This window comes from Arenibacter antarcticus (genome assembly GCF_041320605.1).
In the GTDB taxonomy this organism is placed as follows: domain Bacteria; phylum Bacteroidota; class Bacteroidia; order Flavobacteriales; family Flavobacteriaceae; genus Arenibacter; species Arenibacter antarcticus.
Map to the genome: position 1 here is coordinate 957687 of NZ_CP166679.1, position 15055 is coordinate 972741.

The window sequence follows — 15055 nt, forward strand, 5'->3', positions numbered from 1 at the left end:
GTGGGTGGGTTGCTTGGTTGTTTGGTTGTTTGGTTGTTTGGTTGTTTGGTTGTTAAATTCTACAAATAATATTTTTGTGACTTCTTATTCTCCCTGTATGATTTTAGGGACTGCTTAACGGCATCTTTCTCCGATACTTCTGCTACGGCAACATCCCACCAGGCAAATCCCGGAACTGCCTTTTTCCTATCCACCTCTATATAAATTAAGGTCGTTGTTTCTATGGTTTTGGCTTTTTTTAGGGCGGCATTAAATTCCTTCAAGTTTTTAGTTTTAATAACATGGGCACCCATACTTGCAGCATTGGCAGCATAATCTACAGGCAACAGCTCCCCATCTAACTGATGGGTATCCTCGTTTCTGTATCGGTAATAGGTCCCAAATCCTTCACTACCCAAGGAACTGGATAAGCTTCCAATGCTAGAATACCCGTCGTTGTTCAATAGAATGATGGTCAGTTTTTGTTTCTCTTGTATAGAGGTAACTATTTCTTGGGACATCATTAGGTAGCTTCCGTCACCGACCATTACATAGATTTCGCTATTTGGCCTCGCCATTTTTGCTCCCAGACCGCCTGCAATCTCATAGCCCATACAGGAATACCCATATTCTAGGTGAAACCCTTTAGGATCTCTGGTGCGCCATAGTTTATGAAGGTCTCCGGGTAGGCTACCTGCTGCACAGACCACAATATCTTCTGCATCGGAAAAGGTATTCACTGCGCCTATTACTTCTCCTTGAAAAGCCGGAATCTCATTTTTCTCTGCATAAATTTCCGAAACAAAACTGTCCCAACTTTTAGTGTACTCCTCCACTTTTTGGCGATATTCTTTATCGACCTTAAATTGGGAGAGCTCTCTTTCCATAACTTCTAATATAGCCTTGGCATCCCCTACCAATGGAAGAGCCCCGTGTTTAAAGGAGTCGAATTCAGAAATATTGATATTTATAAATTGCACCTCTGGGTCTTGAAAAGCCGATTTGGAAATAGTGGTGAAATCGCTATATCGGGTTCCAATACCGATAACCACATCGGCCTCCTTGGCAATGGCAATTGCTCCTGGGGTGCCGGTTACGCCCACTGCACCTAAGTTCTGCGGTTCATTAAAATCCAGGGATCCTTTGCCTGCAAAGGTTTCTGCAACGGGAATCCCAGTGGTATTGACCAATTTTTTTAAGATTTCTGTAGCCCCGCTATAAATGGCTCCACCACCTGCAATAATTAGTGGGCGCTTGCTGTTTTTAATTAGCGAAATGGCCCTTTCCAAGAGTCTCTGATCGGGCATGGGTCTTCCGATATACCACACCCGTTTCCTGAACATTTCCTCTGGAAAATCATAGGCTTCCGCCTGAACATCTTGTGGTAGGCAAAGGGTAACTGCACCGGTTTCCGAAGGGGAGGTAAGTACCCGCATCACTTCGGGTAATGCCGTAATAAGTTGTTCTGGTCTATTAATTCTATCCCAATATTTGGAAACAGGCTTAAAAGCATCGTTAACAGAAATGTCCTGTGTATGGCCAGATTCCAGCTGTTGCAATACCGGAGCTACCTGTCTTGTTGCAAAAATATCCCCTGGAAGCAGCAATACCGGGATTCTATTGATCGTAGCTGCGGCGGCACCGGTAATCATATTGGTAGCTCCCGGACCTATAGATGAGGTACAAACAAAAGTCTGCAATCTATTTTTCACTTTGGCAAAGGCCGCTGCGGTATGTACCATTCCCTGTTCGTTTCTGGAAACATAAAACGGGAAATCTGGGTTTTGGTGTAAAGCCTGTCCTATTCCTGCTACATTCCCATGTCCGAAAATACCTAGACAACCCGCGAAAAAACGATTTTGTTCCCCATCGCGTTCCACATATTGATTTTTTAGATATTCTATAGTTGCCTGGCTAACAGTAAGTCTTTTTGTTTTCATGATCTTTTTATTAAAATCCGCCTTTTTCAGCTATAAATCTCATAGATTCCTTTAAAGTGGGCATAAAATTGGCACATCCTTTTTTGGTCACTAGCTGTGCCCCACTGGCATTCCCCATTCGGCACGCCTTCCATAGGTCCCAACCTTGAAGAATCCCATATAAAAATCCGCTTGCAAAAGCATCTCCCGCTCCCAAAACATTTAGCACCTCAACAGGAAATCCGTCTACCTGCTGGGCCACTCCATCCTTATGATAAATAGTGGCCCCTTTTTCCCCTTGCTTTACAATCAATGTTTCTATCCCCGATGCAAGAAGTTGTTTTATGGAGGCCGATATATCCCCCTTAATTTCCGGTGCAGAAATCTGCTGATCTTTAATCGTAACTTGGGAAGCATGGCTCATGGTTGCTGCCAAAATTTCCTCTTCAGTACCAATCGCAATTTTTACCCTAGGCAGAATTGCCCTAACGGTAAGTCCAAATGCCCGATAATCATGCCATTGGTCCGCTCTAAAGTCGAGATCCAACACTACATCTACCTTATTCTTATTGGCAATTTCAGTAGCGTAAAAGGTGGCACTTCTTGTAGGCTCTACATTAAGCGCGGTACCGTTTATCAATAATATTTTATGCTCGGGTATGCGGGCCTTGTCTACATCATCTATATCAACTTGACTATCGGCAGCATTATCCCGATAATAAACTAGTGGGAATTTATCCGGAGGTTCTATTCCCAAAACAACAGCACTACTCCTAGTCCCATTTTTCACTGGAATAAATTGGGTATTTACCCCTTCTTCATTTAAAAAATCGAGAATAAAATCGCCTACCTTATCATTTCCAACGGCTGTCAACAGACTCGCGTTAACCCCCAATCTTGCACAGCCTACGGCAATATTTAGGGGAGAACCTCCCACAAAGGCATCAAATCCTTTAATTTCGCTGAACGGAGCTCCTATATTTTGCGAATACAGATCAATGGACGACCTCCCAAAAGTGATGACATCAAATTTTTTCTTGTCCATTTTTCAATTTTTGGTGTTGTTCATTTCAGCCGTTACCAAGGGCAATCTTTTATCTTTTGAGGTCCAGGAATCATATATCCATTCATGGTCGGGGTCGGTAGTATTGGCGAGACATTGGTCAGTACCCGCTAAAAAATTTAGATAGTAACAATGAAAACCGTGTTCTGCCACCACAGGGTGGAATCCTTTGGGAATCATCACCACATCATTGTGTCTTGGCCTTACAATCTCGTCCAAAGACCTGTCTTTGGTATACACTTGTTGAATGGCATAGGCTTCCGGTTTTTGGAACTTATAAAAATAGGTTTCCTCCTGGATGGGTTCCAATACATTTCCCTGATCGTCCAACCTTCGCTCATCGTGTTTATGAGCTGGAAAGGAACTCCAATTTCCAGAAGGCGTATATACTTCACGAACTACAATTTTGCTGCAACCAAATCCTGGAGGAACTAGGTCATTAAACTGCCTAGTGGCATTGTCTCCCCCGAAAATAACTACTGGGGTTACTTCCGGGGTCACAAATTTCGCCGGAAAATCCTCATTAGTTTTGCACCATCCATAGGCAATATCCAAAGTATCGCTCATTGCCGTTAAGGTAAATGTGGTGTTTCGAGACAAGTAAAGTGTGTGGGCAATTCCACTAAAAACATCTTTTCTACCGTTTTTGGTCTCCCAATTACCTGGGTCACTTTCCACCTTAAAATTCCCTCCCAATAGAACGATCACCATTTCATTATCTTGGGTATTGTGTTGCCAAGTTTCCCCTTTATTCATAAGCCTGGCCTCAAAATTAAGGTAGTTCCAATTTGCTGTTTTTGGCGTAATATGATGATAGACTTGTGTATTGGATTTTGCTTTTACCTGCAAAGAAGACCGATGTTCCATTGTGTTATTTTTAATGTTTTAATTGACTTGATTTTCCAGTGGCTTTGAACAGATCGAATTTCTCCAGCATAAATTTCTCATATTCTTCCATATAGACCTTCCCTGGGATTACTGGATCAAAAAGCTCTGGAATGTCTCTGAAAAATTCCCTATGCACTCGGGTCCATAAAAGTCTAGTATCCGTAGCAATATTGATTTTGCACACGCCAAAGGCGATAGATTGTACGATTTCATCAGCAGGGACCCCGGAGGCATCCTCTCTTAATTCCCCACCTGCTTTATTAATTCGGTCTATTTCCACTAAATTAACCGCCGACCCCCCGTGCAATACAATGGGGAAATTTGGTAATCGACTTTGAATCTCTTTCAATATGTTAAACTGTATGCCTTTACCTCCAGAAAATTTATAGGCCCCATGACTGGTCCCTACGGCCACGGCCAAACTATCACAACCAGTGAGCGCCACAAACTCCTCTACTTGGGACGGCTGGGTATATTTTGCCAATTCCTCTGCGACAGACATATCGTCCTCCACCCCGCTAAGCACTCCCAACTCTGCTTCCACCACTACGCTGGATGCATGAGCCTTCTTTACTACGGTTCTTGTTTTCGCCACATTGGTCACGAAATCTTCATGGGAAGCATCGATCATTACCGATTGATAGTTACCTGATGCGATGGCATCCAACGCATGGGTTTCATCCCCGTGATCTAGATGAACGGCATAACTTACTTTGGGATATATTTTTACAGCCCCCTTTATCATAGCCTCCAACATCCTTGGATCCGCGTAATTCCTGGCGGCAGGGGTAAGTTGTACTATAAAAGGAGCATCGGCCTTTTCACCGGCACTAAATAGAGCATGTACCTGCTCCATCGTAAAAACATTTACTGCGGGAATGGCGTATTTGCCATAACAATTTTCGTAAAATACTTTAGGAGAAACCCGCATCTATATTCTTATTTATTGACCATTAGAGCCATAACTGCCTCTCCAAATAACAACAAATAATTGACCCTCCGAAGAAAACCCATTCAAAACTCTATGCAAAGGTTTGCATAACACAAGGCAAACTTATCCGCCCTGCATCCTTGTTAATTCGCTTTTGAAGAGCTGCGGATTACGAGTTCTGGTATAAAGATTTCTTTGCGATATTCCAAAACGGTATCGGGGCTATTTAAATGGCTGAGTAAAATTCTCGCGGAAAGCATGCCAATACTATAAACTGGTTGCCAAACAGTAGACAAAGGCGGAGTAAAAAAGGAGGAATGGGGTTCATCATCAAAGCCAAGTATGGAAATATCTTCGGGTATCCTTAGTCCCATTTTTTTGGCTACGTGCATAGCAGAGATTGCAATATTATCGTTCATTGCAAAAATTGCATCAGGCGGATTATCCAATTGGATCAATTTTTTGGCCGGTTTAGATCCATCTTTATGTGAGAATCCAGGAACATGCACAATATACTCTTCCCTTATAGGCATATTATTCTTTTTTAAGGCATCCAAATACCCGTTTAGCCTATGCCCTGTGGTACTCAAGTTTAGGGGGCCACCAAGGTGTGCTATATTTTTACATCCGGTAGCGATTAGGTATTCTACGGCTTGGAAGGCCCCTGAATAATCGTCCACCAACACCTTATCGGCTTCGAGTCCGGGACAATCCCTATCAAATACTACTACGGGGATGCCATTTTTTTGAAGCTTGCGCAAATGATCAAAATTCTCCGTCTCTGATGAAGTTGACACCAACACCCCGTCTATTTGCATATTCATTAATTTCTTAACGAGAACCACCTCCTCATCATAGGATTCATTGGACAAACAGATCATAATATTATAATCCGATTTTCCCACAACGTCCTGTATTCCAGTAATAATAGCTGAGAAAAAATGACTGGTAATTTCTGGCACTATAACGCCGATGGTGTTCGATTTTCTATGCAGGAGACTCAGAGCCAATAAATTGGGCTGATAATCCCATTTCTCTGCCAATGCCCTAACGGCATCCTTAGTTTCCTTTCTTAAGCCGGGATGATCTTTTAAGGCCCTGGAAACAGTAGAAGGGGAAATATTGAGTTCGCTTGCGATATCGGTAATTGTTACGCGATTCTTGTTCATAATGGGGTGCTATTTTTTACTCCTTCCTTGGTTAACACTACAAACCTATTTGGTTAATATCTAACCAAGCAGCAATTTGACTGAAGGCTGATGTACATTTCAAAACAAAATACAATAAAAAATATTGATCTAATTTATACCACCCCAAGGTAAGAAGGAAAAGATAAGAACTCCTAATAAAAACATTTGGCAATAAGAAATTGAAGAAAATAAAAAGGCAGGTGTTTTGAACACCTGCCTTTTTATCTCAAACTAATAAAATTATAAATCGAAAACTTGTTTAATATCCTGCATTTTGAATCAAATAACCATCAAGAATAGAGGCGCCATCAACGGCACTTTGAGGAATTGGCATAAGTCGTTTTTGCGGATCAGAATTTGTTTTTTCGGTATATGAGTCCTCATATTTCCCAAAACGGATCATATCTGTCCGCCTTTGAAATTCCCAATAAAATTCAAAGCCACGTTCACGGTACAAAATATCGAGGTCCATTGTCAGCAGTGCAGGAGCAGTATGCCTTGCTGTTCTGGAGGCCCTAACGAAATTAACATCGGCCAAAGCACTGCCAGCATCTCCTTTCCGCAATTGCGCTTCTGCACGCATTAGGTATATATCCGCATAACGTAGGACCACTAAATCTGCCTGTCCTTTATTTCTCCCAGAATCTGAAGTTTTGCTGAATTCATATTTTTCTACCCTATATCCATTACTATGGGAGCTATTGGTTGTGAAATCAACTTCTAAAGTATGAAAAACAGGATCACCTACATCTGACCTACGATTTTTCACCAAATCAACTACATATTTATCACCTTCACATCGCTCAAAAGGATCTCCATTTTGATCATGTTGCAACCCGTATAATAGTCCCCTATAAATACCTCTGTCCGCTTCAAAATCTGCTGCACTCACACATCCAGGTTCATTTATTAAATTATCCTTATGAAATCGGGGATCAGCATCTGCTGGATCCACATCGCCATAAGCATCTACCCAAGTTTGATAAAAATCCGAAGTAATAGCAGGACCATCGGTTCCATTTGCTTTGGGAAATTCCGGTAGCGGATAAAAGTCTCCAGACATAGAAAAATAAGCCATCCGATTATGACCATCCAGATCTGGACGTTGGTCGATAGCAAAAATCAGTTCTTTGTTGGTATGGTTTTCGTCATCAAAGATTTCAAAATATTCTGCAGAAAGGGTATGCTCACCAGAATTAATTACCTGGTCGGTATATTGAATTACTGCATCCATATCTGCGGGGCTGAAATTAGGTGTTCCGTAAGGATCTCTATATACGGCAGCATTTAAATAAATTCTTGCCAATAATGCCTGCACCCCTGTTTTTGTCATTCTACCCGGCCCTACTGCCGTAGTTGTTGACAGCTCCGGTTCAACTGCCTTCAGTTCACTTATTAAATAATCAACCGCTTCACTCCCTCTTAGTATTACCGATTGATCATCAATATTATCCTTAACAAACACAAGACCAAATGCGTCTAATAAAATATGGTTATAAAGTGCTCTCATTGCCTTGGCTTCCGCCAAATAAACCACCGCCTGAGGGTTTGTTTCTGTTAAAGGGGCCAAAGCATTTATTGCACTTACCGATCTGGCTATATGCTTGGTGACCCCGTTCCAAACGTCCTTCATAATGGCATTCCCCGGAGTCATAGCATGACGGTATAAATCTGAAAATTTTCCACCATCGCCCCAGTCGGTACCACCTCTATAAGGCAATATTGCTTCATCTGTAGAGATTTCCTGCATGGCAAAATATATAGTGTGCCTATAAATGTCATTATTTGCATTTGCATACACAGGAGCTATAGCTGCAACAGCTTCATCAATACCTTCGGTACTAGGATTCAAAGATTCGTCCAAAACATTCTCTTCAAGATCCGTACAATTCCAATTCAATAATATGCTGCCAAACAACAATGCTAATTTTATCTTGTTTTTCATATCTAATTTTATTTTTTATTAAAAGGATACATTCAAACCAAAAACAAATGTTCTTGCCTTTGGATAGGCGAACTTATCTATACCAGAGGATTGAGTTCCATTAACTGAACTATCCGTATTTACTTCTGGATCATACCCATCATAATCCGTAATTACAAATAGATTTTGACCTGTAAAACTTAGTCTAAATTCTTGAAGCCAGTTTGAGGCCCAAGCCATGGATTTTGTATCGAACGAATATCCAAAGGTCATATTATTCAATCTTAAATAAGAACCGTCCTTTAAATAACGTGTGGAAACGGCAGCTGAATTAATAATACTTTCTTCAGGATATTGAATGGCTATAGCTGTTGTATTGTTTGATTTGCTCAATAGGGTTTTATAAAAACTTCCCATTGCCGTATGGTCATAAATTTCATTCCCGGATACTCCATTAAAATTCACATTAAAATCAAATCCTTTATACTTGAAATTTGCATAAAAATTATAAGTCAAGTCTGGCAAAGCGCTTCCAACAATGGTCCTATCTTTTTCGGTTATCTCACCATCCCCATCCGTGTCCGCAAATTGAGAAAGACCATCAGCGCCAATTCCTATAAATGTCTGCATATAAAATGCGCCTATGGCTTCCCCACTTACAAACCCATTAATAGTAGCATCCGTAAGACCTTGACCAGATGCAGATCCTGTAGTTACAATGGTAAAAGGAGAATCCTCTACTAAATTGTCAATAAAAGTGGCATTTCCTCCAAAGCCATATGACAAGCCATCAGGATTGCGTTTTGAATAATCAAGTGCAACTTCAAGTCCTTTGTTGGTAATGGTCATGTCAGGAACATTTGTCCAATAGGTTGGAGCTGGTACAATAGGATCTACCGGTACAACCTCCAATAAGATGTTATCGGAGACTTTATGGAAATAATCCACCGTACCTGTTAAACTACCATCGAACAATCCAAAATCGATACCCACATTAGATTGGGTTGAAACCTCCCATTGAATGTCTGGGTTGGCAAAACGAGTATACTCAGATCCCACTGGATAAGCACCATTCTGATCTATTGGATAACTTACATTACTAGAGTTACTAACTCTAAAGGAGGCTTTTGTAATTTTCCCCGGAATTTCTTGGTTACCAGTTTGTCCCCAGCCTGCACGCAATTTTAAATCGCTAAAGATGGAGCCCTTCATAAAGTCTTCTTCAATTATTCTCCAAGACCCTGCAAAAGACGAGAACAATCCATATTTGTTGTTTTTACCAAATTTTGAGGATCCATCTGCTCTTACCGTTGCAGTAAAGAGATACCTGTCCATAAAGCTCCAATTGGCCCTACCAAAATAGGACTGTAATTCGTCTTCAAAGGTATTTCCAGTAGGTCTATGGTCGGTAATATTGGTATCCCCACCTAGACCTGGGTTGTCACGAGGGTCTATACCAGTATCAGATGGAAATTCGTCTATTGACCAACTACTATTTCTTGCAAATGTTTTTTGATAGGAGTGACCTCCTAGAACACTTAGGTTGTGCTTTCCAATATCAAAAGTATAAGTCAAGTAGTTCTCAATTAGGTTATTTTCATATTTTCCAAAGGACTGTCTTAAAAAGCCTAAATCATTTCTATCACTATTGGCGATAGTTTGCTGATCCCTATCTGAAGATCTATTTTCATAGCCATAATTAAGTTTGTATACTAGACCATCCAAAATTTCGAAAGAAGGTGCTATGTTGATCAATATTCTTCGAGATTCAGAAAAGTCTCCATTATATTTATTGGACAATAAAGGATTGTTCCAATTAAGCGGATTGTTAATTTCCCCATCAGCAGTATACGCGTTAAATGTAGGATTGGTGGAATACCCTAAATTATTGTTTCTGGATTGATCGGTAAGTGTTGTATTTAAATTATAATCAATTCTTAATCGATTATCCAATAATTTTTGGGTTACGTTGATCCTGGCACTTGTTCTTTTTAGGTCGGAATTATATACGATCCCTTCCTGATCTTGAAGGCCTAAGGAAGCATAATAATTTAATTTATCGGTGCCTCCAGATAAAACTAGGTTGTAGTTTTGCGTAATCGCTGCCCGGGTCAGTTCCTCTTGCCAATCTGTAGAGCCTCCTCCATCTATCAGTTCACTCCCAGGAATTGCCGCCACTTGCTTACGGAATTCATCAGCACTGAATACATCCAATTTACGAGCAAGTGTAGAAACACCTACACTGGTAGAAAGTGATATTTTTGAAACACCGGCCTTACCGCTTTTAGTTGTAATAATAACCACTCCGTTAGCACCCCTTGAACCATAGATTGCTGTTGCCGAAGCATCTTTTAGCACATCAATGGATTCAATGTCATCTGGATTTATAAAATTCAAAGGACTTTCCCCTGAACCTGTACCTGCCAAACCAAGTGGAAAACCATCCAATACAAATAATGGTCCTGACCCTGAACGGATAGTTCCCTGTCCACGAATAACAATTCGCTGGCCACTGCCAGGCTCCCCACTTGAAGAGGTGACATTTACACCTGCAGCTTTACCCTGAATAAGTTGCCCCGCATTATTAACCACTCCTTTATTGAAGTCTTCACTAGTCACCCGTTTAACAGCACCGGTTACATCCTTAATATTTTGCGTTCCATAACCTACCACCACCACCTCATCCAATTGGGATGAGTCTTCTTGAAGTACTACGCTCACATTGGCCTGACCGTTGAGTAAAATTTCTTTACTGGCATACCCTAAAAAAGATACCGCAAGGATTGCGTTTTCATTGGACACTTGAATAATGAAATTACCATCAAAATCGGTTGTTGTTCCATTCGAAGTTCCTTTTTCTAAAACGGTTGCACCTGGTAAGGGAACATTCCCGTCATCGAATACCGTCCCAGTAACTTTTGTCTGCGCCCATGAGGTCATTGTTATGACCATCGCAAAAAATAGGATCAAAAATTTAATTTTCCTCATAATTGTTGGTTTAGTAGTGCGTGTTTAATAACTAATTAACAATAAAAAAGGAAGCCCCAGAATTATTCCATCATAAAACTCTATGCAAAGGTTTGCATAAGTTGCTATTACTTAATTCGTTAACATTTATGAGACCTAATACAAGTCATTGAAGATTTTATAAAGTGTTTCTTTTCTTAAGCTTGCCCACTTAAAGTCTGCCAGTAATCCATAAAAATACATTGCCATTGGAATTCAGCAATAAGTATTGCCACCTAAAAGCCTCCCGATCAAATGGCCAATGACTGACATAAATCGTCATTTATATTCCTTTTTTATTGTTTATTTAGCGTCAAAACTAGTACTAAAAACAAGATGAAAATGGCAATTTAGATAGCTTTACATTGGCTTTACCATTTCATAATACTACAATGCTGGGTGTCCAAATTAGATTTGGGAATTTAAGATCTTTCCCAAGGTGCCGTTAAAAGTCAAAAGTGTACATAATACCAATACTGATGGTGTTCCAAGATTTTTCTTCCAGTTTTATTCCCGTGTAGGAAACATGGGCTTCGGCCTGTGCGCCCATTAAATATCCCAAGGTAGGCCTGTAGTAGAATCCCCCTTTGTTCCCCTCGTTTATACCTAAAGCCTGACCAACATCCGCTCCAAAGGAAAAGGAATTGGAGAGCCATATTCTCACCGAACCAGCCAAAGGAACAAACTGAATACTGGGTAAATCCGCTCCATAATCCAAATGATATTTTTCTGAAAATCCATGTACAAATCCGGTCATTACGCCAAAATCTACCACCTCTCCCAGTGCAAATCTATAACCTACATCTAACCCCAACACAATACTCGCCTCTTCTTTAAATTCATTTATGGGTAAGCCCCCATGAATTCCTATTTTCATTCCACTTTGACCATAAAGGCCCATTCCTAGGATACAAAAAATGAGGATTGTGATACTTTTTTTCATGTTTGGTGGTTTACATATCCCTATTGAAGGAGATTCTATTGGTTTCCCTAAATCTAAAACCTTTGCTAAACAGGACACTATTTTTGTTGTAAAACGGACAGAAAAAGTGGTGGGATAATCATTTTGGTCCTTACTGCGCATTTTAAGCGATAAAAGATGCTCTTACGGGATACGATCCCAAACCCTTAAAAAATGGATCCACACTCACACCCCAATTAACTATATACTAATAAGTTATCTATGGATCATGATCAATTATTGTGTTTATGCAAAAATTATGGTTAATCTGTAAAGGAAGAATTCTATATTTTTCACAGCTCCAAACTGTGCCCTAAAGGCTTTAAAAATCTTATACCCCAAGGTAGTTATCTAGTAAGTAACGGGTGGTTTGTGGTAATGGTAAATCGGATCTTGACTAATTGTTGTGTTTATGGAAAAAAATGCAATTTATGTGTAAATACAAATTTTACATTTCAAATACATTTAACAGTGTTTTCATTTGATTGTTCTTTCATTTTACTCAAGGTGATTTTTATTTTTTTTATCGGTTTTCGTGAATCTCCGATTTCTTTGCTTGTCCAAAGAAAACGAAACAAAAGAAAAGACACCTTCTCCTATGAATTTTTTAGATCAAATCTAAAAATCGGCTTCAAAACTCCGGGCTTTTTTAAAAAACAAAAAGCTGGATCTCGGAGCTTTTGAAACCTATTCTACGGATTAGGAAAGACAGGCGAGTAGCTTTCAATACAGGGTTTTAGCCTACTTTTCCCTTTATTAGTAATTCAAGGAGTTTCAACGTTGGCCGAAGGAAGGCGTCCGGCAGCGTATCTTCACCTTAGTGAAAGCGGCCTAGTTGCTGTAGCAGCAAGACAAAAACGGCACCCCTATAACTTTAACAAAATTTAGGAGCGCTGTTAACTTTATTTAAGAAAATTTAAAGCAACATTCCCCTCTCTACCTTATCTTTGCCCAATAAACCAACAGAAAACTGTTGGTCCTTTTTTTTTAAAAAAATTTGATTGAGAACATGAATGTTATGGAATTTTTAGAACCAATAATGCGTTTTATGGATAATTATCCACTTATCTCTATTGCTTTTTGCCTATTGATTGGCATTGGAGGGATTGCCCATGAAGTAAATAAAATCATGCAGAAAAAAATTAATAAGCCCCAAGTTTAGCCATAAACCGGGGAAGCCCCCTCTTACTCCTTCATTCTATAACTTAGGGATCTTTAGCAAGCCTACGGACTTTCGTTTTCACCTAATGAAAACCATACCACACTTCTAAAATATACCTCTAAACCCTATGGTACCAGGTCCCATTTCTAGGTTCCAACTAATCCTATTTTTGGAAAATTTATTTTCCTCCCCAGAATTTTTCAAGAATTTATCAATAGAATCCACTACTACCACGCTTACCGCAACACTTAAGGCTACATCGGTAAGCCAGTGGGCACCACTCCACAATCTAGACACCGGGGAAATCATCCCAAGGGTATAAAATCCGCCTTTGACCCATGGGTTATTAAACTGCTTGCCTATGGCATAAAAGGTAGTAAAAGACAAAATAGTATGTCCTGAGGGAAAACTATGGTAACCCGCCTCCTTACTAAACGGTTTAAAACTCGCTTTTCCCAGTCCAGCGACAGGCCTTGCGCGTCCTACGAAAGTTTTGCTTATGCTCTGAATTATCCCTACGGTTGCGGAAGCAGAAAGCAAGAGTACTCCCGTCCGTCGTATTTCTTCATTCTTGCTAAAGAGACCGAATAAATACACCCCACCGTTTATAGAATAATTGTACAAGGGTTTACCTAGGTAATACCCCGTTTCTTTAAGCAAACCGGGGACATCATCTTCCTGCTTCCTAAACCAATCGGAGCTATCCTCGTCAAAGGTATACAATGCCGCACTCCCCAATATTATGGCCCCTGCGTTAAGAAAATCCTTACTTTTCCATTGTAGCGGACGTGAGTAGGCATATTTTAAACCCCCGAAAGCACTTTTAGCATCAGCAACTAGCAATTCCTTAGTACTTAATGTATCCTGCGCAGTTCCCAAAAAAGCATTAAGCAGAAAAAAAAGACTAAAAAACAAACTCTTAAAAGATAGGATACCATTCATTTAGCAACAGATTAAAATTAGATATTACAAAGCAATCCCTTTAGATTGTACTGTTCATTACCGCCTTGTTCCATCCTTCTAACAAAAGTAAGTATTTTTAGTAGCTAAATCGAGCTGCACTAAAGTGAATAGATTAAACTATTTTTGACACCAATTACGTCAATACATTATTCCAAAAAAGAAATAAAAGTGGAATGAGCAGGGTCAGTTTTCTAGGCCAACAATTAATTTTAGTGGCTAAACCTTTGGGAATTGGAGGGACACTAACATATTAATACTATTTTAATATTTAAAAAAACTACTAATGCCGAAGCTTGAAATAGTATATGAAAACAACGATTATATCGTGGTAAATAAAATGGCCGGACTTATTAGTGAGAAGAGTCCTTTTGAGGAATCTACAGTTGAGAGTCAAGTTCTAAACCACCTTTTAAAAAATAAACGAAAACCCTATATTGGAGTAATTCACAGATTGGATCGCGTTACCAGTGGCGTCTTGATCTTTGCTAAGAAAAAAAGTATTCTTGTGGAATTTAATACTCTATTTAGTAGCCGTAAAGTTCAAAAAACCTATTTGGCCATTGTTAAAAACAAGCCCCCAAAAGACAAAGAAAGCTTAATTAATTTCCTCGTTAAAAACAACCTAGAAAAAAGAGCCGATATAGTCCAATCTAAATCCAAGGACTCCCTACAATGCATTCTTTCCTATAAAGTGATTGGCAAAAACGATTTTGGTTATCTTTTAGAAATTAAACCAAAAACTGGCCGATTCCATCAAATACGAGCTCAATTAGCACATATAGGGCTCCCTATTATTGGAGACGAAAAATACGGATCAGACCAAGAATACGTCCCGCTATCCGTTTGCCTTCACGCATGGAAATTAACTTCTCAAGAATTTGGCCCTAAAGAATTGCAAACCTTCGAAGCTCCATTTCCAAAAAATGATTTTTGGAAATTCTAGTCCTTTTATAATGCTACTCCGCTTAAGGAACTCCTATTAAATAGGGGCTACCGTTTCGACTTACTGATTGCTAAAAGGGTGATAAACAAAGTAATACTCACAATTCCTAACGCCTACAATCGGTTA

Annotated in this window: 11 protein-coding genes; 2 read left to right on the forward strand and 9 right to left on the reverse strand. The window is 39.7% G+C overall.

Annotation, left to right across the window (positions count from 1 at the left end; genetic code table 11):
* Nucleotides 1-59 precede the first annotated feature (59 nt).
* The 8 genes from iolD to KCTC52924_RS04035 form a co-directional block, all read right to left on the reverse strand.
* Complete coding sequence (gene iolD, locus KCTC52924_RS04000) at nt 60-1919, reverse strand: 3D-(3,5/4)-trihydroxycyclohexane-1,2-dione acylhydrolase (decyclizing) (RefSeq protein WP_251807077.1); 1860 nt, start codon at nt 1917-1919, stop codon at nt 60-62.
* Between the two features lie 10 nt (nt 1920-1929).
* The gene (gene iolC / locus KCTC52924_RS04005) at nt 1930-2943 is read right to left on the reverse strand and encodes a 5-dehydro-2-deoxygluconokinase (protein ID WP_251807075.1); all 1014 of its coding nucleotides are present in this window, start codon (nt 2941-2943) and stop codon (nt 1930-1932) included.
* Nucleotides 2944-2946: 3 nt separating this feature from the next.
* Nucleotides 2947-3828, reverse strand: a complete 882-nt coding sequence (iolB, locus tag KCTC52924_RS04010) for a 5-deoxy-glucuronate isomerase (RefSeq protein WP_251807073.1) — start codon at nt 3826-3828, stop codon at nt 2947-2949.
* A gap of 10 nt (nt 3829-3838) precedes the next feature.
* On the reverse strand, nt 3839-4780 hold the full coding sequence (locus tag KCTC52924_RS04015) for a class II fructose-bisphosphate aldolase (RefSeq protein ID WP_251807070.1): 942 nt from the start codon (nt 4778-4780) through the stop codon (nt 3839-3841).
* 143 nt (nt 4781-4923) lie between these two features.
* Nucleotides 4924-5949 (reverse strand): LacI family DNA-binding transcriptional regulator, encoded by a 1026-nt coding sequence (locus KCTC52924_RS04020; protein WP_251807069.1) that lies wholly within the window; start codon nt 5947-5949, stop codon nt 4924-4926.
* A 280-nt stretch (nt 5950-6229) separates the two neighbouring features.
* On the reverse strand, nt 6230-7915 hold the full coding sequence (locus KCTC52924_RS04025) for a RagB/SusD family nutrient uptake outer membrane protein (protein WP_251807068.1): 1686 nt from the start codon (nt 7913-7915) through the stop codon (nt 6230-6232).
* An 18-nt stretch (nt 7916-7933) separates the two neighbouring features.
* Complete coding sequence (locus KCTC52924_RS04030; RefSeq protein ID WP_251807067.1) at nt 7934-10882, reverse strand: TonB-dependent receptor; 2949 nt, start codon at nt 10880-10882, stop codon at nt 7934-7936.
* A gap of 463 nt (nt 10883-11345) precedes the next feature.
* Nucleotides 11346-11843, reverse strand: a complete 498-nt coding sequence (locus tag KCTC52924_RS04035; RefSeq protein WP_251807066.1) for a hypothetical protein — start codon at nt 11841-11843, stop codon at nt 11346-11348.
* Nucleotides 11844-12879: 1036 nt separating this feature from the next.
* On the opposite strand from KCTC52924_RS04035, the gene KCTC52924_RS04040 reads away from it, so the two are divergent.
* A complete protein-coding gene (locus KCTC52924_RS04040; RefSeq protein WP_370671507.1) occupies nt 12880-13023 on the forward strand; it encodes a hypothetical protein in 144 nt (47 codons plus the stop codon).
* Between the two features lie 105 nt (nt 13024-13128).
* Here the strand turns inward: KCTC52924_RS04040 and KCTC52924_RS04045 are convergent, their stop codons facing one another.
* The gene (locus tag KCTC52924_RS04045) at nt 13129-13965 is read right to left on the reverse strand and encodes a phosphatase PAP2 family protein (RefSeq protein ID WP_251807062.1); all 837 of its coding nucleotides are present in this window, start codon (nt 13963-13965) and stop codon (nt 13129-13131) included.
* A 304-nt stretch (nt 13966-14269) separates the two neighbouring features.
* On the opposite strand from KCTC52924_RS04045, the gene KCTC52924_RS04050 reads away from it, so the two are divergent.
* Complete coding sequence (locus KCTC52924_RS04050; protein ID WP_251807061.1) at nt 14270-14929, forward strand: RluA family pseudouridine synthase; 660 nt, start codon at nt 14270-14272, stop codon at nt 14927-14929.
* Nucleotides 14930-15055 lie beyond the last annotated feature (126 nt).

Bases quoted from the DNA above. Each gene is read 5' to 3' on its own strand.
- iolD (WP_251807077.1), bottom strand. From the start codon at position 1,919: ATGAAAACAAAAAGACTTACTGTTAGCCAGGCAACTATAGAATATCTA.
- iolC (WP_251807075.1), bottom strand. From the start codon at position 2,943: ATGGACAAGAAAAAATTTGATGTCATCACTTTTGGGAGGTCGTCCATT.
- iolB (WP_251807073.1), bottom strand. From the start codon at position 3,828: ATGGAACATCGGTCTTCTTTGCAGGTAAAAGCAAAATCCAATACACAA.
- KCTC52924_RS04015 (WP_251807070.1), bottom strand. From the start codon at position 4,780: ATGCGGGTTTCTCCTAAAGTATTTTACGAAAATTGTTATGGCAAATAC.
- KCTC52924_RS04020 (WP_251807069.1), bottom strand. From the start codon at position 5,949: ATGAACAAGAATCGCGTAACAATTACCGATATCGCAAGCGAACTCAAT.
- KCTC52924_RS04025 (WP_251807068.1), bottom strand. From the start codon at position 7,915: ATGAAAAACAAGATAAAATTAGCATTGTTGTTTGGCAGCATATTATTG.
- KCTC52924_RS04030 (WP_251807067.1), bottom strand. From the start codon at position 10,882: ATGAGGAAAATTAAATTTTTGATCCTATTTTTTGCGATGGTCATAACA.
- KCTC52924_RS04035 (WP_251807066.1), bottom strand. From the start codon at position 11,843: ATGAAAAAAAGTATCACAATCCTCATTTTTTGTATCCTAGGAATGGGC.
- KCTC52924_RS04040 (WP_370671507.1), top strand. From the start codon at position 12,880: ATGGAATTTTTAGAACCAATAATGCGTTTTATGGATAATTATCCACTT.
- KCTC52924_RS04045 (WP_251807062.1), bottom strand. From the start codon at position 13,965: ATGAATGGTATCCTATCTTTTAAGAGTTTGTTTTTTAGTCTTTTTTTT.
- KCTC52924_RS04050 (WP_251807061.1), top strand. From the start codon at position 14,270: ATGCCGAAGCTTGAAATAGTATATGAAAACAACGATTATATCGTGGTA.